Source organism: Ruminococcus bovis (assembly GCF_005601135.1).
GTDB classification, from domain to species: domain Bacteria; phylum Bacillota; class Clostridia; order Oscillospirales; family Acutalibacteraceae; genus Ruminococcoides; species Ruminococcoides bovis.
This window is the reverse complement of record NZ_CP039381.1, coordinates 2356954-2378312: the sequence shown is the minus strand read 5'-3', so window position 1 is coordinate 2378312 and position 21359 is coordinate 2356954. Positions and strand designations below refer to the sequence as shown.

At 35.0% G+C, this 21359-nt stretch carries 21 protein-coding genes; 19 read left to right on the top strand and 2 right to left on the bottom strand.

Annotated elements, in window-relative coordinates:
- Positions 1–37: 37 nt before the first annotated feature.
- Complete coding sequence (locus E5Z56_RS11245) at positions 38–907, bottom strand: DegV family protein (RefSeq protein ID WP_138157868.1); 870 nt, start codon at positions 905–907, stop codon at positions 38–40.
- Between the two features lie 81 nt (positions 908–988).
- On the opposite strand from E5Z56_RS11245, the gene E5Z56_RS11240 reads away from it, so the two are divergent.
- The 19 genes from E5Z56_RS11240 to hisI all read left to right on the top strand — a co-directional run bounded on the left by E5Z56_RS11240 (position 989) and on the right by hisI (position 20440).
- Positions 989–1282 carry a YlmC/YmxH family sporulation protein gene (locus E5Z56_RS11240; protein ID WP_022506330.1) on the top strand — a complete coding sequence of 98 codons (294 nt, stop codon included), beginning with the start codon at positions 989–991 and terminating at the stop codon, positions 1280–1282.
- A gap of 132 nt (positions 1283–1414) precedes the next feature.
- Positions 1415–2293: a cell wall hydrolase gene (locus E5Z56_RS11235; RefSeq protein WP_138157867.1), complete on the top strand. Its 879-nt coding sequence runs from the start codon at positions 1415–1417 to the stop codon at positions 2291–2293.
- 158 nt (positions 2294–2451) lie between these two features.
- Positions 2452–3123: a helix-turn-helix domain-containing protein gene (locus tag E5Z56_RS11230; protein ID WP_138157866.1), complete on the top strand. Its 672-nt coding sequence runs from the start codon at positions 2452–2454 to the stop codon at positions 3121–3123.
- A 19-nt stretch (positions 3124–3142) separates the two neighbouring features.
- Complete coding sequence (locus tag E5Z56_RS11225; RefSeq protein ID WP_175405487.1) at positions 3143–3394, top strand: integrase core domain-containing protein; 252 nt, start codon at positions 3143–3145, stop codon at positions 3392–3394.
- 260 nt (positions 3395–3654) lie between these two features.
- Positions 3655–4386 carry a 30S ribosomal protein S2 gene (gene rpsB, locus E5Z56_RS11220; RefSeq protein WP_022506328.1) on the top strand — a complete coding sequence of 244 codons (732 nt, stop codon included), beginning with the start codon at positions 3655–3657 and terminating at the stop codon, positions 4384–4386.
- Between the two features lie 48 nt (positions 4387–4434).
- Positions 4435–5346 carry a translation elongation factor Ts gene (gene tsf / locus E5Z56_RS11215; protein WP_138157864.1) on the top strand — a complete coding sequence of 304 codons (912 nt, stop codon included), beginning with the start codon at positions 4435–4437 and terminating at the stop codon, positions 5344–5346.
- A gap of 158 nt (positions 5347–5504) precedes the next feature.
- Positions 5505–6212, top strand: coding sequence for a UMP kinase (pyrH, locus tag E5Z56_RS11210; protein WP_022506326.1), 708 nt, complete (start codon positions 5505–5507; stop codon positions 6210–6212).
- 16 nt (positions 6213–6228) lie between these two features.
- The gene (gene frr / locus E5Z56_RS11205; RefSeq protein ID WP_138157863.1) at positions 6229–6783 is read left to right on the top strand and encodes a ribosome recycling factor; all 555 of its coding nucleotides are present in this window, start codon (positions 6229–6231) and stop codon (positions 6781–6783) included.
- Position 6784: 1 nt separating this feature from the next.
- Complete coding sequence (locus E5Z56_RS11200) at positions 6785–7525, top strand: isoprenyl transferase (RefSeq protein ID WP_138157862.1); 741 nt, start codon at positions 6785–6787, stop codon at positions 7523–7525.
- A gap of 9 nt (positions 7526–7534) precedes the next feature.
- Positions 7535–8353: a phosphatidate cytidylyltransferase gene (locus E5Z56_RS11195; RefSeq protein ID WP_138157861.1), complete on the top strand. Its 819-nt coding sequence runs from the start codon at positions 7535–7537 to the stop codon at positions 8351–8353.
- Positions 8354–8362: 9 nt separating this feature from the next.
- Positions 8363–9511, top strand: a complete 1149-nt coding sequence (locus E5Z56_RS11190; protein WP_138157860.1) for a 1-deoxy-D-xylulose-5-phosphate reductoisomerase — start codon at positions 8363–8365, stop codon at positions 9509–9511.
- A complete protein-coding gene (rseP, locus tag E5Z56_RS11185) occupies positions 9512–10882 on the top strand; it encodes an RIP metalloprotease RseP (RefSeq protein ID WP_232842448.1) in 1371 nt (456 codons plus the stop codon).
- Positions 10883–10886: 4 nt separating this feature from the next.
- Positions 10887–11930 (top strand): flavodoxin-dependent (E)-4-hydroxy-3-methylbut-2-enyl-diphosphate synthase, encoded by a 1044-nt coding sequence (gene ispG, locus E5Z56_RS11180; RefSeq protein ID WP_138157859.1) that lies wholly within the window; start codon positions 10887–10889, stop codon positions 11928–11930.
- Between the two features lie 17 nt (positions 11931–11947).
- Entirely contained in the window at positions 11948–16306 is a 4359-nt protein-coding gene (locus E5Z56_RS11175; RefSeq protein WP_138157858.1) for a PolC-type DNA polymerase III, read from the top strand.
- Positions 16307–16316: 10 nt separating this feature from the next.
- Entirely contained in the window at positions 16317–17534 is a 1218-nt protein-coding gene (locus E5Z56_RS11170) for an AI-2E family transporter (RefSeq protein WP_138157857.1), read from the top strand.
- 60 nt (positions 17535–17594) lie between these two features.
- Positions 17595–18767, top strand: coding sequence for an ATP phosphoribosyltransferase regulatory subunit (gene hisZ, locus E5Z56_RS11165; protein ID WP_138157856.1), 1173 nt, complete (start codon positions 17595–17597; stop codon positions 18765–18767).
- 1 nt (position 18768) lies between these two features.
- A complete protein-coding gene (gene hisG / locus E5Z56_RS11160; RefSeq protein ID WP_138157855.1) occupies positions 18769–19401 on the top strand; it encodes an ATP phosphoribosyltransferase in 633 nt (210 codons plus the stop codon).
- Positions 19401–20117 (top strand): 1-(5-phosphoribosyl)-5-[(5-phosphoribosylamino)methylideneamino]imidazole-4-carboxamide isomerase, encoded by a 717-nt coding sequence (gene hisA, locus E5Z56_RS11155; RefSeq protein WP_138157854.1) that lies wholly within the window; start codon positions 19401–19403, stop codon positions 20115–20117. The genes hisG and hisA overlap by 1 nt, the downstream gene beginning before the upstream one ends.
- A gap of 2 nt (positions 20118–20119) precedes the next feature.
- Entirely contained in the window at positions 20120–20440 is a 321-nt protein-coding gene (gene hisI, locus E5Z56_RS11150) for a phosphoribosyl-AMP cyclohydrolase (protein WP_138157853.1), read from the top strand.
- An 86-nt stretch (positions 20441–20526) separates the two neighbouring features.
- Here hisI and spo0A read toward each other — a convergent pair whose 3' ends face one another.
- Positions 20527–21291, bottom strand: a complete 765-nt coding sequence (spo0A, locus tag E5Z56_RS11145) for a sporulation transcription factor Spo0A (protein ID WP_138157852.1) — start codon at positions 21289–21291, stop codon at positions 20527–20529.
- Between the last annotated feature and the right edge of the window lie 68 nt (positions 21292–21359).

Below are 21359 nucleotides of genomic sequence, written 5' to 3'. Positions count from 1 at the left end.
TGAGTACGGATTTCTTTCTGTGTAAATTTTATTAAAATTAAGATAAGTTTCTTTCACCTTGGAATGTAAGTGCAAACATACCTTGACCAACATGAGAACCGATGATTGGTCCGACTTTAACAATTTTAACTTCCTTAACTAGTGGAGCAACCATTTCTTTTAGCTTTTCAGCTTTTTCAGGACATTCGGCATGTGCAACAAAAACTGTTTGTTCCTTTAGGTTTACACCATCTCTGTTAGCTCTGTCAATTAGAGTTGAATATGTTTTCATATTACCTCTGATTTTTGCAACTGCAATTAGTTTACCGTCATTATCAACAGAGATAAGAGGTTTAATCTGTAATGCCTTACCGAAAGCTGCTGATAAAGCACCGATTCTGCCACCTTTTTTTAGTTGGTCTAAATCGTCAACAACAAACCAGTGACAAATTTTCATCTTTGTATTTTCAATATAGTCACATAGTTCTTCAAATGTAGCACCCTCATTCATCTTAACACCGGCAAGATAAGCGAGATAACCTTCACCAACAGAAGCTGAAAGTGAGTCAATTACACAAATCTTTCTTTCAGGATACTTTTCTTTCAATTCCTCAACTGCAATTTTGCAAGTGTTATATGTGCCACTCATACCGGAAGTAAAGCAAATATAAATAATATCCTTACCTTCCTTTAAGAACGGTTCAAAGCTATTTGCAAATGTATCGTATTGAACTTGAGCAGTTGTTACATTAGCGCCGTTTTTAAGTGCAGCATAAAAGTCGCTTAATGTCATTTCTCTTTCATCAAGATAATGAGAGTAGTTTTTGTTATCAACAGAAAATTGCATAGGGATAATTTCAATATTTTGTTCCTTAGCAATTTCATCAGTTAAATCACAAGTTGAATCACAAAATAATTTATAATCCATATTAACCTCCGGGTTATATTAATAAATTTATATACATATTAATAATAACAAAGGTAAATTAAAAAGTCAACGGAGGTTACTATGAATTGTAGTTTTTATGAACTTCGTCATAAGGAGGTGATTAATCGTTCAAATGGTTGTAGAATCGGTTATGTTGATGACCTAGAGATAGATACCTGTAATGCTACACTTTGTTCACTTATAATATATGGTGGTTTTAGGTGTTTTGGATTGCTAGGCAGAAAGCAAGATTTTATCATTCCTTGGTCTAAAATCGGTCTAATAGGAGAGGATACTATCTTGGTGGATTGGAACATCCCCACACCACCACCTAAGAAAATGTTTGGAGGTTTTAAACGCAGAAGACAAAAATAGCCATTCATTTGGTAATGTTGCACACTAATTAACACAATATCTTGTGCAAAAATCCGTTGAAATACATATTCTAAAGTAATATAATAAATAGTGAAGGTTTTTCTTCAAATTAAAAACTAAAGAGGAATTTTAATGAGTAAATCAATGAAAGTAAGATTATTGATTGTCTTTCTTGTTGTTGCTATAACTTTAACTCCACTTGCTATACTTTATCCAAGGGTTACTGCACTAACCGAAATTGCTTATGAGGACGAAAAAGGTTCTTTAAACAGCGAAAGCAGTGACGAGTATGTTGGTATGGGTTATGGTAATGCCTTTGATATGTTTGGTGAAGCTGAAATTTCTTCAACAACTCAGCAGGTAACTGAGCCAACAACTCAGTCATCAACAAAGCAATACCAAGTAGCTGTTAAGAAAAATGACAGAACTCCAACAGAAAAAGGTTCTGAAGAACAGATTAAAACAACAACTACTACAAGAGAGTACGAAACCGAAACACTTGATTATTACCATGTAAAGAAAAATCAAGATGTTAAAGGTACTAAGTTGCGTACACTTTCCGAACCAAGTGAAAGCTCCAAGAAAAGACAACTTTCAGCCGGTTACTTAATTGCTATTAAAAATCCTGACCCTAATTATAAGTATGATGGTGTAAAAATCAAGATGACCGATAAAGACCTTGATATTGCAGGTAGACTTGTAATGGGTGAAGCCGGTTCAATGGGTTTTTATGGTTGTTGCCTTGTAGCTCAGGCTATCAGAGATACATATGTAATGGGTAACTTTAAATCTATTGATTCAGTAAGAACAGGTTATGGTTATGACGGTAGTATTAAGTACAAGCCAAACAGTGCAGCAAGAAAAGCAGTTAAGTACATTTTAGAAGAAGGTCATTCAGCTATTCAGCATAGAATTTTATATTTCTACAATCCTAGATTATGCGAAAGCAAATGGCATGAATCTCAAGATTATTTGCTTACATATAAAGATGTAAGGTTCTTTGACAGATAATCAATACTTAAAATTACATAAAACTATAAAAAATCAAGTGTTTTTCTTACAAAATGTATGTGCTAAAATGATATGACCCAATAAAAAAGAGGAGTAACTTCAAAATATGGTATAATGGAATCGCTCAAAAACATTAACCTAAGAAAGAAGTACTCCTCATGAATATAATAACACAAGAAGCAAAGAAAAAGCAAGCCATAGTAAAATACGCACTAAGAAAAGGAAAAAGCGAAGCAAGTAGAGTGTACGGTGTAAGTCTTTCAAGCGTAAAGAGATGGTGTAAACAATATGACGGTACCTGGCAATCGCTATTGCCTAAATCACGCAGACCACATAGTCATCCCAACAGACACACAAAAAGAGAAGAAAGACAAATTAGAAATTCTTTTAAAAAGTGCTATGAAAGATATGGATGGGATGGAGTATACAGTGATTTAAAGAGAAAAGGATATACAAGAAGCTATTCAGGAATGATATATGCTGCAAAAAGAATGGGCTTAGTAAAATATAAAAAGACCAAGAAAAAGAGCCGTAATCATAGAAGATATCCGGAGCTGTTAATACCTGGAGAAAAGGTGCAGATAGATGTAAAAGAAGTGCCATACAATTGCTTAAGAGGCAAGGCTTTAAGGGACGGAAAGCATTTTTATCAATGGACTGCAATAGATGAATGTACAAGAATGAGATTTGTATATGGGTTTGAAGAACATACACCGGAAAACTCAACTAAATTCTTGAAAATGTTATTAAAAGAATTTCCGTTTAAAATAAAACGGTTCAAACAGATAACGGAAGAGAGTTCACATATAAATATCAAAGCAGTGAAGTGAAAAGTCCTTTGAAATAGAATTGAACAAATTAGGTATAAATCATAAATTAATACCACCACGAACACCTTGGCACAATGGGAAGGTAGAAAGAAGTCATAGAAACGACCAAAGATATTTCTATGATTGGGAAACATTCAAAAATATTGAAGAATTAAATACAAAGTTAAAAGGACATTTAGAATGGAGTAATAACAAGACAATGAGAACACTTGAATACAAAAGTCCAATGCAGTTATTGAGTGAAAAGTTAGAATTGAAATCCATTAACTGATAATTCATAATCAAAAAGTCAGTAAAACAAGCGAAATATTAAATCATATTTTATTTTTACCCTAAAACGGGTCATATCTATTTACAACACAGAAAAAATCAAGTGTTTTTCTTACAAAAGCACTTGATTTTTCGTTTTATTTATGATAAAATATCTATCGCATTACGCACGTGGGTGCTAATTGTCATGGTGGTAACTTAACTTCGGCAATTAAAATCAATAACACTCACGGAGGATTTAACCTAAGGAGGAAATTAAAAATGGCAGTAGTTTCAATGAAACAGCTATTAGAAGCTGGTGTACACTTTGGTCACCAGACAAGAAGATGGAACCCTAAAATGGCAGAATACATCTTCACAGAAAGAAACGGTATCTATATTATTGATTTACAGAAGACCGTTAAGAAACTTGACGAAGCTTATAACTTCGTAAAGGAAATCTCAACAGAAGGTAAGAGCGTTCTTTTCGTTGGTACAAAGAAACAGGCTCAGGAATCTGTTAAGGAAGAAGCTCTTCGTGCCGGTGCTTTCTATGTAAACGCTAGATGGCTTGGTGGTATGATGACTAACTTCACAACAATCAGAAGAAGAGTTGCTCGTCTAAAGCAGCTTCGTGCTATGGAAGAAGACGGTACATTTGATCTTCTACCAAAGAAGGAAGTTATCAAGCTAAACCTTGAAATTGAAAAGCTTGAAAAGTTCCTAGGTGGTATTAAGGACATGGATGAACTTCCAGGTGCTCTATTTATCATCGACCCAAGAAAAGAAAGAATCGCAGTTGCAGAAGCAAAGAAGCTAAATATTCCTATCGTTGCTATTGTTGATACAAACTGTGACCCAGACGAAATCGACTATGTTATCCCTGGTAACGATGACGCTATCCGTGCAGTTAAGCTAATTGCCGGTGCAATGGCTGATGCTGTTATCGAAGGCAGAGAAGGTCAGATGGGTGCTGCTGAAGTTGTTGAAGAAGAAGCAGCTGAAGAAGAATAATTAATATTCTATTTTAAATTATATAATTACCACGAAAGGATGATATAAATGGCATCATTTACAGCAAAAGATGTTAAGGCTTTAAGAGAACAGACTGGCTGCGGTATGATGGACTGTAAAAAGGCATTAGTTGAAGCAGACGGCGATATGGAAAAGGCTGTTGACTTTTTAAGAGAACAGGGTCTTGCAAAGCAGGCTAAGAAGGCAAGCAGAGTTGCTGCTGAAGGTATGGCTTTTGCTATGACTACAGAAGATCACAAGAAGGGCGTTGTAATCGAAGTTAATGCTGAAACTGACTTCGTTGCAAAGAATGCTGATTTCCAGGCATTTGTAAATACTTGTGCTCAGACAGTTATTGATAATAATCCTGCTGATGTTGAAGCTCTACTAGCTTGTAACGCATCAGGCACAGACAAGACAGTTGCTGAACTACTTCAGGAAAAGGTTCTTGTTATCGGCGAAAACATTCAGATTCGTCGTTTCAAGCTAATGGAAGGTGCTTGTGTAGCTTATGTTCACGCCGGTGGCGTTATCGGTGTTCTTGTTAACTTCAAGACTGACCTAGCTGACAAGCCTGAATTCGTAACATATGGTAAGGATGTTGCAATGCAGATTGCTGCTCTTAACACACCATATCTAAAGGAATCAGATGTTCCAGCAGAAGTTCTAGAACATGAAAAAGAAATTATGAAGGCTGAAGTTGTTAATTCAGGTAAGCCTGAAGCAATTGCTGATAAGATTGTTATGGGTAAGATTGGCAAGTTCTATAAGGAAAACTGCCTACTAGACCAGGCTTTCGTTAAGGAAAACAAGATTTCTGTTCAGCAGTACACAAACAACACTGCTAAAGAACTTGGTGGTTCTATCGAAATTACTGAATTCGTTCGTTTTGAAAAGGGCGAAGGCATTGAAAAACGTGAAGACGACTTCGCAGCAGAAGTTGCAGCAATGACTAAGTAATTAAATTTTGCTTATATTTAAGGCTATCTCATACGAGGTAGCCTTTTTTGTTTATATTTTTTGTTAAAAATCATTAATAATTAACTTTACAATTTCTTTGGTTTAGTGTACAATTATAGTGTCTAAAAATATATATTATGGATAGGAGTGTAATTTCCATGGAAAAGAAATATAATCGAGTTCTTCTTAAATTATCCGGTGAATCTCTAGCCGGTGATGAAAAGAAAGGTATTAACTTTGACATAGTTGAAACTTTTTGTAAGTCAATCAAGAAGTGTGTTGATGCAGGTGTACAGGTTGCTATTGTTGTTGGTGGTGGTAACTTCTGGCGTGGCAGAAGTTCAGGTAAAATGGACAGAACAAGAGCAGACCATATGGGTATGCTAGCTACAACTATCAATGCTTTAGGTGTTGGCGATACACTTGAACAAGAAGGTGTTGATGTTAGAGTTATGACAGCTATTTCAATGCCACAGGTTGCTGAACCATACATTCGTAACCGTGCAGTTCGTCACCTTGAAAAGGGTAGAGTTGTAATCTTTGGTTGTGGTACAGGTAACCCATTCTTTAGTACAGATACTGCTGCTGCTCTTCGTGCAGTAGAAATTGATGCTGACATTATTATGAAAGCTACAATGGTTGATGGTGTTTATGATAGCGACCCTAAGAAGAATCCTAATGCTAAGAAATATGATAAGGTTACATATGATGAAGTTCTTGCTAATAATCTAGCTGTTATGGATAGCACAGCTGCTTCACTATGCAAGGATAACGATATGCCTATCTTAGTATTTAGTGTTAACGAACCTGACAATATTTTTAGAGCAGTATGTGGTGAAAATATTGGTACAATTTGTGAAAAGTAATTTGGAGGATATATAAATGCAAACAGTTATTAATGGTACAAAGGATAAAATGCAGAGAAGAGTTAACCACCTGGAAGAAGAATACAGTGGTATACGTGCTGGTAGAGCAAACCCTGCAGTTCTTGATAAGGTAACAGTTGATTACTATGGCACACCAACACCTGTAAATCAGGTTGCTGCAGTTTCAATTGCCGAAGCCAGAACACTAGTTGTTCAGCCTTGGGATACTTCTCTACTAAAGGACCTAGAAAGAGCAATTCAGATGTCTGATGTTGGTATTAACCCTCAGAATGACGGTAAGGTTCTAAGACTTAACTTCCCACCTCTAACAGAGGACAGAAGAAAAGAAATTGTTAAGGAAATTAAGGAAATGGCTGAGGAATCTAAGGTACAGGTTCGTAATGCCAGAAGAGAAGCTATTGATAAGATTAAGGCTCTTAAGAAGTCCGGTGATATTACAGAAGATGACCAGAAGAACGGTGAAAAGAAAGTTCAGGATATTACTGATAAATTCACTAAAGAAATAGATGCTATTTCTGAGAAAAAGCAAAAGGAAATTATGGCAATCTAATATGGCTTTATTTAGAAAAAAACAAGAATATTCAATAGACAACATTATTCTACCTGAACATGTTGGAATTATTATGGATGGTAACGGCAGATGGGCTAAGAAGAGAGGTTTACCTCGTAGTGCCGGACATTCTGCCGGTGCAAAGAACTTTAGAAAGATAATTCGTTATTGTAGTGATATTGGCATTAAGTACCTTACTATGTATGCCTTTTCTACAGAGAATTGGAAAAGACCTCAGGATGAAGTTGATGCTTTGATGAAACTGTTTAAACAGTACCTTGAAGAAGCGTTGAGAGATTTCCAAGATGATGTTATTAAGCTAAAGTTTATCGGTGACATTCATGGCTTTTCTGAAGATTTACAAAAGCTAATGATTGATGCTGAAGAAGGTAGTAAAGACAGAGATGGTATGGTTCTTAACCTAGCTATGAACTACGGTGGTCGTGATGAACTGGTTATGGCTACAAAGTCTATAGCAGAAAAGGTTAAGAATGGTGAATTTTCTGTTGATGATATAACAGAAGATACTATTTCAAATAATATTTATACTGCCGGTCAGCCTGATCCTGATTTAATTATTAGACCATCCGGAGAATATAGAACTTCCAACTTCCTATTGTGGCAATCTGCATATTCCGAATATGTAATTATGGATAAGTTGTGGCCTGATTTTAACTTTGATGATATGAATTATGCCTTAATTGAATATGCCAAGAGAAACCGTCGATTTGGTGGGGTTTAGGAGGATAATATGAAAACTAGGCTTATTACTGCTGGTGTTGGTATTTCAATAGCAATTGTTGTATTGCTATTAAGTCAGTTTGTTTCACCACTATTTACTACAATTATTCTTTCACTTCTTACTGCACTTATGGTGTCAGAAGTGTTAACAGCCAAGAAACTATTAAAAGAATACAGAATCAGTTTGTTAAGTATTGCCTTTGGCTTTGCAATGCCTATGGTATCATTTACAAGATTTAATTTCTTGCCATTCTTTATTTACCTAATTGCAATGCTTTGTATGATGGTGTTCTTCCATCATGAAGTCAGGCTAGGGGATATTGCCTATGCATTCTTTACAACTGTACTTATTACAACAGGTATGGGCGCAACAACTTACTTAACAACATTGTTTGATATTTATACTGCTTTCTATGCAGTACTTATTATGGGTGTACCTTGGATTGCTGATGCCGGTGCTTATTTTGCCGGTGTTAAGTATGGTAAGCATAAACTTTGCCCGGAAATCAGTCCAAAAAAGACTATTGAAGGTGCAGCCGGTGGTGTTTTATCCGGTATTCTTAGTGCCGTTATTATCGGTCTAATCTTTAACTTTATTTTCGGTTATGATTACATTAATTATTGGGCATTAATTATTATCGGACTTGTTAATACACCACTATCTATGCTAGGTGATCTTTCATTCTCTATTATTAAGAGAACTCTTGGCATTAAGGACTATGGTAGTATTATGCCGGGACATGGTGGTATGCTAGATAGATTTGATAGTGTTATTGTTACTGCACCATTTGTTTATGTAGTAACACTATTTACTGTGATTATTATGTAAGAGGTTAAAATGGTTAAGAATATATCAATTTTGGGTTCAACAGGTTCAATCGGAACTCAGGCTCTTGATGTATCTCGCAAACTAAACTTAAATATATCAGCTATAACTGCATATAGTAATATTGATATTTTAGAACAACAGGTGAGAGAGTTTAAACCCTCTCTTGCTGTTGTTTTTTGCGAAGATAAGGCAAAAGAATTTAAAACAAAAATTGCCGATACTAATACAAAAGTCCTTTCAGGTATGGATGGACTTATTGAAGCAGCTACAATTTCTTCAGCAGATATGGTTCTGAATTCTGTTGTTGGTATGGTTGGTTTAACACCAACTTTAGCTGCTATTAATGCACATAAGGATATTGCTTTGGCAAATAAAGAAACTTTAGTTGCAGGTGGTAGCCTTGTAATGGATGCATTAAAGAAGAATAATGTAAATATGTACCCTGTAGATAGTGAACACTCAGCTATCTTCCAATGTTTACAAGGTATGAACCAAAAGAAAGAACTTAAGAAATTAATTCTTACTGCATCAGGTGGTCCGTTCTTTGGTAAGAAAATTGATGACCTAAAGGATGTTACAGTTAAAGATGCTCTTAATCATCCTAACTGGTCTATGGGTGCAAAGATTACAATTGACTCAGCATCAATGATGAACAAAGGTCTTGAAATTATTGAGGCAAGTTGGTTGTTTGATATGCCACAAGATAAGATTGATGTTGTGGTTCACAGAGAGTCAATTATTCATAGTATGATTGAATTTGTGGATAATTCTGTTATAGCACAGTTGGGATTACCTGATATGAGAATTCCTATTCAGTATGCTATTACATATCCAAACAGATATGAAAGTCCTGTTAAAGAACTTGATTTAACAGAAATTTCCAATTTGTCTTTCTATAAGCCTGATTATGATACATTTAAGTGTTTAAGAGCTTGTAAAAAGGCTATTGAAATTGGAGGAACTGCACTGGCTATTGCTAATGGTGCAAATGAGGTTGCCAACAAAATGTTTAGAGATGGCAAAATTAAATTCTTAGAAATTGGTGACCTTGTGTATGATGCATTAAATAATGTGGAAGTACAGGAGATAAAGAGAGTAGAAGATGTATTAAGTGCTGATAAATCTGCACGACAGTATGTATTAGATTCTGTCAAGTAATTGGAGGAGATTAAAATTACTTCTGTTTTAACAACTATTGCATTAATTCTTATTGGTGTATTGCTATTTGAATTAATTATTTTTATTCATGAATTTGGCCACTTTATTACTGCTAAGAAAAGTGGAATTAAGGTTAACGAATTTTCTCTTGGTATGGGTCCAAAGATTTTTTCTTTCGGAAAAGGTGAAACTAAGTATTCGCTTAGAGTTTTTCCTATCGGTGGTTTCTGTGCTATGGAAGGTGAAGATGAAGAGTCACCTGAACCTAGAGCATTCAATAATGCAAAGGTCTGGAAAAGAATGATAGTTATAATTGCCGGTGCAGTTATGAATATTATTCTTGGTTTTGTGTTGATGTTTGTTGTAGTAGTACAACAAGATGCTTATTCTTCAACTGAAGTACAGTCATTTCCGGCAACATCATTTTCTTCTTGTACAGGTTTGCAGTCAGGAGATGTGATTAAGGAAATTAACGGATATGGAATATCCACTAGTATGGATTTTAACTACCCAATTTCTACTGCTGAACTTAAAACTGTTGACGGTTCAACATTAGAGATTTATAAAGAGGACTGTGGCAATAATCTTTATAATATGGCAGTTAGCTTGGTTCAAGATAAAAATAATAAACTTAGTGATGAACAAGTAAGTAAAGTTAATGAACTACTTTCTAAGTCAACTAGTGAAATAGTAAAGGCAAAAAGTAAAGAAGATGCCTATTCTGTTTACGAAAATTATTACAAGGAAATAAATGATGCTTGTGGTATCAAAGATTATAAGGTCGAAAAAATTGTAGAGAAAGAAACCCGTAAGCGTTATACTGCTGATATTTTAGTTGAGAGAAACGGTGAAGAAAAACTACTAAAGAATGTACAGTTCTTTACTTATACAACTAAAGACAACAGTGACCCTCAGGTTTCAATTGACTTTTATGTAAAGCCTATTGAAAAGACATTTGGTTCAGTTCTTTCTCAAACATTTAAACAAACAATCTCAACTTGTAAGATGATATATGCAAGTTTAGGTGGTCTGTTAACCGGTAAGTTTGGACTAAAGGATATGTCAGGTCCTATCGGTATTGCCTCAGCAGTTACTACTGTTGCATCAGAAAGCCTATCATCAGGATTTATGAGTGCTGTAAATAGTATAATCTATGTTATGATGATTATTACAGTAAACTTAGGTTTATTTAATATGTTACCATTTCCTGCACTTGATGGTGGTAGATTTGTTTTCTTGATTATTGAAGCAATTAGAGGTAAGTCTGTACCAAGAAAGGTTGAAGCTATTGTCAACGGAATTGGTATGGGACTACTAATCTTATTAATGATTTTAATTACTGCTAATGATATTTTTAAATTAATTTGGTGATTTTATGGCAAGTAAAAGAAAAGTAAAAGCCGGTAATGTTGTTATTGGTGGTGGAGAGAAGATTGCAATTCAATCTATGCTAAATATACCGGCACATAATATTGAAGATAGTGTAAAACAAGCAAAAGCTCTTGAAGAAGCAGGTTGTGATATTGTCAGAGCTGCCGTACCTGATATGGAAGCAGTTAAACTTATTTCAGCACTAAAGGAGAATATTTCAATTCCTGTTGTAGCTGATATTCATTTTAACTACAAACTTGCTCTTGAGTCAGTTGCAGCCGGTGTTGACAAAATCCGAATTAATCCGGGTAATATCGGTGATGATAGCAATGTTAAGGCAGTTGCCGATGCTTGTGCAAATAACGGTATTCCTATTAGAATTGGTGTAAATTCAGGTTCACTTGAAAAGTCAATTCTTGCAAAGTATGGAAGTCCTACACCACAAGCACTTTGTGACTCAGCACTATATCATGCTTCACTTTTAGAAAAATTTGACTTTAACGATATTGTTCTTTCAATGAAAAGTTCTTCAGTTAAAAATATGGTTGAAGCATATGAACTTGCATCTCAGCAATGTGATTATCCACTTCACCTAGGTGTAACAGAAGCCGGAACTGAGAGAATGGGTATTATTAAGTCTGCTGCCGGTATTGGTGCTTTATTAGTACAAGGTATTGGTGACACAATTCGTGTCAGCCTTACTGCTGACCCTGTAAAGGAAATTTATGCAGCTAAAGATATTCTAAAGTCACTTGATATGTACGATGGTGGTATTCAGTTTGTATCTTGTCCTACTTGTGGCAGAACAAAGATTGACTTAATAGCTTTGGCAAATGAGGCACAAGAAAGACTTAAGGATTGCAAGAAGAATATTAAAGTTGCAATTATGGGTTGTATTGTTAACGGACCTGGAGAAGCAAGAGAAGCTGATATTGGTATTGCCGGTGGTGATAAGGTTGGTCTTATCTTCAAAAAAGGTGAAATTATTTGCAAAGTACCGGAAGACCAACTACTTGATAGATTAGTAGAAGAAATTGATAAATTGTAAGAAATAGAGAAGTATAAATGAGTTCAGTTAAAGAAATTTTTTCAGACTACATATGTGAGGATGTACTAGACGAAAGTCTGGTACATTCTCAAGTGGAAAATTTAAGAATAAATAAAGGTACAAGAACTTTGTCTTTCATAATACATTGTGATAGGCTTTTTAGTGATACAGAACTTTCTAGCCTAAACAGTGAATTGATGAATTCTAAACTTGCACTAAGCAAGGTAATTATTACACCAAAGTTTAATTCATCACTATTTTCTGCTGATTGTTTTGATGAGTTACTTAATGAGTTGAGAAACAGAATTCCAACTCTTAACGGTACATTCAAAGATTGTGAAGTAACTTTTGAAAACAATTTGCTTAACATTACCATTAAACATGGTGGTGGTGCATTACTAAAGGCAAAGAATTTTAACCATGAGTTGCAGAACCTTGTACAAGAGAGATTTGGTTTACTAATTAAAGTAAATGTTGATGGTGTCCTAGAAATGGATGCCGAAAATGAATCTTATATTGAAGAACAGAAAACTGTTGAACAAACAACAGTAAGACAAGAAGTTCAACAAGTGGTTCAAACTTATGCTATTGAAGAAAAACGCCTTGAAGAAAATGCTGAAGAAAGACTACAGAACAAAGAAGGCTTTGTAGAAGTCAGAGAGGGTAAGTTCCTTTATCCTCAAGTTAACCTACAAAAGTGCAGACCACTTTACGGTAGAACTATCAAGAAAGCACCTTCACCAATGAGTGATATTGCCTATGATACCGGCAAAATCACAGTATGGGGTGATGTGTTTAGTGTTGAAAAGAAGGTTACTCGTTCAGGAGATAAAAATATTTTCAATATTCTATGTACCGACTATTCAGGTTCTGTAAATGTAAAAGTTTTCGGTGATATAGCCTCTACAAAAGTCCTTGACCAAATTAAGAAAGGTCAAACAATTATTGCCGATGGTGATATTGAAAACGATAGATATGCAGGTGAACTTGTACTAAATGCTCGTTCTATCGGTTTTACTGAAAAAATTGATGTAAAAGACAACGCTGATGAAAAGCGTGTAGAACTACATATGCATACCAATATGTCCGATATGGATGGTATTTCTTCTGCAAGTGATATTGTTAATCGTGCATATAAATGGGGACACAAAGCAGTTGCTATTACCGACCATGGTGTAGCACAGGCTTTTCCGGAAGCTATGAATACAGCTGAAAAAATTAATAAAGACGAAAACAAAATCAAAGTTATTTATGGTTGTGAAGCCTACTTTGTTGATGACTTTGTTTCTGCAGTTAAAGGTACACAGGATGAAAGTCTTGACGGTACATTTGTTTGTTTCGATATAGAAACTACAGGACTTTCTGCACAGAAAGAAAAGATTACTGAAATCGGTGCAGTAAAAATCAAGAATGGTGTTGTAGTAGATACATTTGAAACTTTTGTTAATCCCGAAAAGCCAATTCCTGAAAAGATTGTTGAACTTACAGGTATCAATGATGGTATGGTTAAGGATGCACCACTTGATGAAGAAGCAGTAAAAGACTTCCTAGAGTTTGTAGACGGTGCAGTTGTAGTTGCTCATAATGCTCCATTTGATACATCATTTATTAGAGCAGTTTGCGATAGAATGGGTGTAGAATACAACCTAACTTCTATTGATACAGTTGCGATTTGTCGTTCAATTTTACCGGATATTAAGAATTGCAAACTGGATACAGTTGCTAAATATTTAAGACTAGGTAACTTTAACCACCATAGAGCGACTGATGATGCTGAAATTCTATCAAGAATTTTCATTAGTCTATGTGATAGATTGGTGGATGATTATGCAGTTAAGTCAACTATGGATATTAATACTCACCTTAACGGTGCAGATCAAAAGAAACTACCTGCTTATCATCAGATTATTCTTGTTAAAAACCAAGTTGGTTTAAAAAATTTATATAAACTTATTTCTTATGCTCATTTAAAGTATTTTTATAGAAAGCCTAGAATTCCAAAGTCTGAACTTATTAAGCATAGAGAAGGCTTAATTATCGGTTCTGCTTGTGAAGCCGGTCAGCTTTTCAGAGCAATTACTTCCGGTAAACCTTGGGCAGAACTTAAAGATATTGCATCATTCTATGATTACCTTGAAATTCAGCCTTTAGGCAACAATGAATTTATGATTAGAAACAGTAGTGCTACAAGAGAAGACTTAATCAAGTATAACAGAACTGTTGTAAGACTTGGTGAAGAACTTAATCTTCCTGTTGTTGCTACTTGTGATGTTCATTTCCTAGACCCTCACGATAAGGACTATCGTAAGATTTTACAAGCATCAAAAGGCTTTGCTGATGCTGACCAACAAGCACCACTTTACTTTAGAACAACTAAAGAAATGCTAAAGGAATTTGATTATCTGGGTGAAGAAAAGGCATATGAAATTGTAGTTAAAAATACAAATGCAATTGCCGATATGTGTGATTATGTACGACCAATTCCACCTGGTAACTTTCCTCCATTTATTGAAGGTGCTGAGGAACAGCTTAATTCCATTACTTGGAAAAGAGCAAAGGAAAAGTACGGTGATCCATTACCTGAAATAGTAAAAGCAAGACTTGATAAGGAACTTAATTCTATCAACACATACGGTTTCTCTGTTCTATATATGACTGCACAAAAACTTGTTGCAGATAGTGAAGCCCATGGTTACTTGGTAGGTTCAAGAGGTTCTGTTGGTAGTTCATTTGTTGCTACAATGTCAGGTATTTCAGAAGTTAATCCACTTGCTCCTCACTATGTATGTAGTAAATGTAAGCATAGTGAATTTATCACAGACGGTAGTTACGGTTCAGGTTTTGACTTGCCACCAAAGGATTGTCCTGAGTGTGGTACACCGATGGATAGAGACGGTCACGAAATTCCATTTGAAACATTCCTAGGATTTAAGGGGGACAAAGTTCCTGATATTGACCTTAACTTTAGTGGTGAATATCAAAGTAAGTCCCATAGATATACAGAAGAACTATTCGGTCACGATAATGTGTTTAAAGCCGGTACAATTGCAACGGTTGCCGATAAAACTGCTATTGGTTATGTAAAGAAATATGAAGAAGAAAAGGGTAGAGTCTATAGTAAAACCGAAGAACTAAGACTTGCAAGTGGTTGTACAGGTATTAGAAGAACCACAGGTCAGCATCCGGGTGGTATGGTTGTTGTTCCTAAGGGTAAAGAAATTTATGATTTCTGTCCGGTACAACATCCTGCAAATGATATGAAGTCCGATAATGTAACTACTCACTTCGACTTCCATTCTATCCATGATACAATTTGTAAACTTGATGAACTTGGTCATGATTCTCCTACAGTTTATCATTACTTAGAAGAATTTACAGGTATTCCTGTTATGGAAGTATCAATGTCAGACCCTGATGTTTATTCATTGTTTACTTCACCAAAAGCATTAGGTGTTACACCTGAAGATATTGATTGTCAAACAGGTACACTTAGCTTGCCTGAGTGTGGTACTAACTTTACAAGACAGATGATGATTGACGCAAAGCCAACTTGTTTTGCCGACCTTATGCAGATTGCAGGTCTATCTCATGGTACTGATGTATGGCTTGGTAATGCTCAAGAACTTATCAAGAATGGTACTTGTACAATTTCAGAAGTTATTGGTACTCGTGACAGTATTATGACTTACTTAATGCACAAAGGTCTTGAACCCGGTATGGCATTTAAGATTATGGAAATTGTCCGTAAAGGTAATGCCACAAAGTTACTTACAGAAGAACATTTTGAAGCTATGCGTAGTCACAATGTTCCTGAATGGTACATTGACTCTTGTATGAAAATCAAGTATATGTTCCCTAAGGCTCATGCTGCTGCTTATATGATTTCTACTTTGCGTTATGGTTGGTATAAAGTGCATAAACCACTTGCATATTATGCTGCTTACTTTACTGTTCGTGGTGAAGATTTTGACGGTGCAACTGTAATGAAAGGCAGAGATGCAGTTAGAGAAAAGATGAAGATTATCAAGCAAAAGGGTAATGAAGCATCTGCTAAAGAACAAACAGAATTTTCTACTTTGGAGATTATTAATGAAATGTTGGCAAGGGGCATTGAGTGCCTACCTGTTGATATTTACAAATCCGAAGCTAAGAAATTTATTATAGAAGATGGTAAGATTAGACTACCGTTTATGTCACTTTCAGGTATAGGTGAAGCTGCTGCAATTTCTCTTGCTGAATGTGGCAAGAAAAATAAGTATCTTTCAATAGAAGAAATGATTATTAAAACTAAAGTTTCCAGAGCAGTTATTGAAACACTTAAAAATGTAGGTTGTCTAAACGATTTACCTGAAAGTTCACAAATGTCTTTGTTCTAAGGAGGAATATATGAAAGATAAACGACTAAAAAGAGGTATAATCCTAATAGCAGTTGCAGCTTTATTCTGCTTTTTGATTATGAATTTTAACAAAGCAGTAAGTATTATTTCTACAATTTTTACTGTATTAACACCATTTATGTATGGCTTTATTATTGCTTATATATTGAAGTTTCCATATAACTTCTTTTATGAAAAAGCCTATAAAGGCATAGGTAAGAAACATGAAAAATGTAAAGTAATGCGAAAACCACTTGCTATTATAACTACCTATGTAATAGCCTTTTCTGTAATAGCTTTCTTGATGGTTATTATTATACCTAGCTTGGTAGACAGCTTTGCAGAGTTATCTAAAAATATTATTAACTATGGTAAACAGTTTGAACAGTGGGCTGCACAATTTATAGATTGGGCAAATGCAACATTCGGTTTATCACTACAGATGGATAACGGTCTTGTTGACTTTATTAATAAGTTTACAAAGATGTTCTCAGGTGGTAATATTCTTGATACTGTTAAGTCACTGCTAAGCAGTATTTTCCCTGAAATCCTTTCTACTGCAAAGGTTGTTTCTTATGGTGTATATAACTGGATTATCGGTATTGTTGCATCAATTTATTTCCTATCATCAAAGGAACTTATGTGTGGTCAAGTAAAGAAACTTACTATGGCGTATGCTCCTAAGAAATGGCAAAACAAGATTTTCGAAGTAACTCATATGTCAAATGAAGTATGTGGTAACTTTATTATCGGTCGTGTAATTGACTCTTTAATTATTGGTGTACTTTGCTATATTATTTTACTTGTATTCAACTTTGATTACGCTTTACTGATTGCAGTTGTAGTTGGTATTACAAATGTCATTCCATTCTTTGGACCATTCCTTGGTGCAATCCCTAGTGGCTTTATTCTACTAATGATTAACCCAACAGAATGTTTCTGGTTTGTAATTATTATTGTTCTTTTACAGCAACTTGACGGTAATGTTATTGGTCCTAAGGTTATCGGTGACAAAATCGGTATCTCAGGTTTCTGGATTTTATTCAGCGTTATTGTAGGTAGTGGATTATTTGGTGTTGCCGGTATGCTAATGGGTATTCCTGCTTTCGTTGTAATTTATAACCTTCTTGGCAAAGATGTAAACAAGAAACTTCTTAGAAATAAAGAGTATATTTCTAAAGAGCCTTTAGATAAAAGCAAAAAGTCTGAGAAAGTTAAAGAAAATTAAAGGTTGACAAAATTTCTTTAGTGTGTTAACATATTAGCACACTAAAGTGCGAGGTAATTTATGAGAAAGAATTTAATGATTACACCGGAGGGTACAAAGGACTATTTGTTTGAAGAATGTATCACCTCTTGTGATGTACAGGAAAAGATTAAGAATTGTTTTGTAAATAGGGGCTACTCAAAGGTAGATACTCCTTGTATTGAATTTTATGATTTGTTTTCTTTAGAGGACTCAGGTTATCCACAAGAAGCAATGTTTAAGACTACCGATAATAAAGGCAGACTAATGGTAATGCGTCCCGATTCAACATTACCGATTGCCAGAATGGCAGCAACTCGTCTAAAGAATTATGATTTGCCACTAAGATTATATTACGGTCAGTCTGTTTATCGTAACAATCCTACTTTGCGTGGTAGAAGTAATGAAATTATGCAGATGGGTGTTGAACTTATTGGTGCAACTGGTAAGAGGGCAGACCTTGAAATTCTAACTACTGCTATTGACTGTCTGTCAGCTAATGTTGATGATTTCCGTATTGAAATCGGTCATGCTGATGTTTTTAACGCATTAGTGAAAAGACTAAATGTAACTGCTGAAACTGCCGAGGCTATTAGAGTAAGTATTGAAAGCAAGAATTATTCAGCCCTAAATACTATCCTTGATAAACTTCCTCAGAGTTCAGATGTTGAAGCTATCAGAAAGCTACCAAGACTTTTTGGTGGTGTTGAAGTAATTGATGAAGCTTTAAATCTATGTAATGATGAAAAGGCAGTTAAAGCATTAAACTACCTAAAAGAACTATTTGAAGATTTATCAAAACTTAACCTTGGTGACAAGATTATTATTGACCTTGGTATTGTTCAACAGACTAACTACTACAGTGGTATTGTTTTCACAGCTTTTGTAAACGGTATCGGTGATGAAGTTATTTCAGGTGGTAGATACGACAAACTAATGGAAAACTTTGATTTCCCTACAGGTGCTGCCGGTTTTGCAGTTAATGTAGATGACCTTGTTGAAATTAAGTTAAAAGATAGCAACAAAGATGAAGCTCCTATTCCGGAAATTCTTGTTTGTGCAAAAGATGGCTTTGAAATCACAGCTATTGAAAAAACAAAAGAACTTGTTAATCAGGGCAAAAATGCAGTGTTTAGTGTATTTGAAACAATTGAAGAAGCTAAACAGTATGCAGACAAAACCAGAGTAAAGGAACTATTAGTTGTAGGTGAATGATATGCAGCCATTAAGAATAGCCTTAACAAAAGGCAGACTTGAAAAAGATACAATAAAATTATTTCAAAAGATAGGTTACAACTGTGATGCAGTTATCAACAAGGGCAGAAAGCTCATCCTTCCAATCGGTAACGGCGAAATCGAAGTTGTCCTAGCTAAAGCAGCCGATGTTATTACATATGTAGAAAATGGAGTTTGTGACCTTGGTGTTGTTGGCAAAGATACAATTCTTGAAAACGGTCATTGTTTCTATGAACTACTTGACCTAGGCTTTGGTAGATGTAAGTTTGCAGTAGCAACACAAAAGGGTAAAGACCTTTATGGTGGATACAAAGCATTAACAATTGCTACTAAGTATCCTAATGTTACAAGATCATTCTTTGAAGAAAAGAATATGGATGTTCGTGTAATCAAAATTGAAGGTTCTGTTGAACTTGGTCCACTTATCGGTTTAAGTGATGCAATTGTGGATATTGTTGAAACAGGTTCAACTTTAAAAGAAAACGGACTTGAAGTAGTTGAAGATGTTTGTCCAATCTCAGCAAGACTAATTGCTAATGTTGCAAGTCTAAAACTACACAAAAAACAAATTGAAGAACTTGTTGATTTAATAAGTAAGGAGATTGATGCTTAATGTATATTATTCCTGCTATTGATATTAAAGACGGTAACTGTGTTCGCCTACAAAAGGGTGATTACAATACAGTTAAAAAAGTTGCTGAAAACCCATATATTACTGCTAAGTCATTTAAAGATGCCGGTGCAAGATACTTACATATGGTCGATCTTGATGGTGCAAAAGACGGTAAAATGCAAAACGCCGAATTAATTTGTGATATTGCAAAGTCCTGTGGTATGCTTGTTGATGTTGGTGGTGGTATTCGTGACCTAAAGGCTATTGAATTCTACCTAAATAACGGTGTTAACCAAGTTGTTTTAGGTTCAGTTGCAGTTAAGAACCCTCAGATTGTTATTGATGCAGTTAAGAATTTTGGTGACAAAATTATTGTTGGTATTGATGCAATGGACGGTATGGTTAAGTCAGAGGGTTGGATTGACGGTAGCGATATTTACTACACAGAACTTGCCAAGAGAATGGAAGATGTTGGTGTAGAAAAGTTTATCTTTACCGATATTAACCGTGACGGTATGCTAACAGGTCCTAACCTTGTTCAGCTTGAAGTGCTAAGTAATTCTGTAAGTGCTGACATTGTAGCAAGTGGTGGTGTATCAGATTTAACAGATATTAAGGACTTAATGAGTCTTAATATTTTCGGTGCAATTTGTGGTAAGTCAATTTATGAAGGTACACTTAATTTACCAAAGGCTATTAAACTAACAAGAGGTTAATTATGGAAAATAACTTAGATAAATATTTTGTTAAGTCAGACTTAATTCCTGCAGTAGTTCAAGAGAAATCTACAGGTGAAGTCCTTATGGTTGCTTGGATGAACAAGGAGTCTATGGCTAAAACACTTGAAACAGGCTATACTTGGTTTTGGAGTAGAAGTCGTCAGGAACTATGGAATAAAGGTGCAACATCAGGCCATCTTCAAAAGGTTGTTGAAATTTATTCCGATTGTGATGATGATACTTTATTAGTAACAGTGGAACAAACAGGTGCTGCTTGTCATACAGGCAACCACAGTTGTTTCTTTAAGAAAATTTATTGATTTAATTACAAAACTGCTTTCTATTAATTTAGAGAGCAGTTTTTCTCATAAAAAAGTGGGTACTGAAAATCAGTACCCATAATTTTTTAACTTGCATTCTTTAGTTGTAGTCTTAATTTATCACTAATCATAGCAATAAATTCACTGTTAGTTGGCTTACCTCTTGAGTTGTGGATAGTATATCCAAAGTAGGAGTTAAGCACATCCATATCACCTCTGTCCCAAGCAACTTCAATTGCATGTCTAATAGCCCTTTCAACTCTGCTGGAAGTGGTTTCATACTTTAGTGCAACAGATGGATACAGTTCCTTAGTAACGGCATTGATAATTTCAGGTTTTTCAATAGACATAAGTATTGAGTCTCTTAGGTAGTGATAACCCTTAATATGTGCAGGTACACCGATTTGATGAAGAATCTCAGTAACCTTTACTTCAATGTTAAGGTTGCTTTGATAACCAGGGTTGTTCATAATGTTCTTTGTGTTCATTAACATAGTAATGTTTTCAGTAAGGTCGTTAATGTTGTAAGGCTTTAGCACAAAGTAAGATGCACCATTGTTCATAGCCTCTTGTTCAAGTAAAGCACTTCTATAGTTAGAAAATGCAATGAAAAGTGGTGAACAGTTGCTTTCGTTTCTAATGTGACGCATAACGCTTATTCCATCTAGTCTTGTTAGGAACAAGTCGAAAAGTACCACATCAGGGTGTATCTCGTTAATTTTGTTTAGTAGTTCTTCACCATCTTTAGCAGAGTAGTGAACTGAAAAGTTCTTGCTGTTGAGAAAACGGAGTGTTTCCTCATCAAATTCATTTGGTTCTTCTGTGAGAAGTAGTTTGATTTTATTCTCCATGAAAATTCTCCCTTGTTAATTTGTTGAGATAATTATACCATATTATGGTAAATATATCAAGGGTTTAC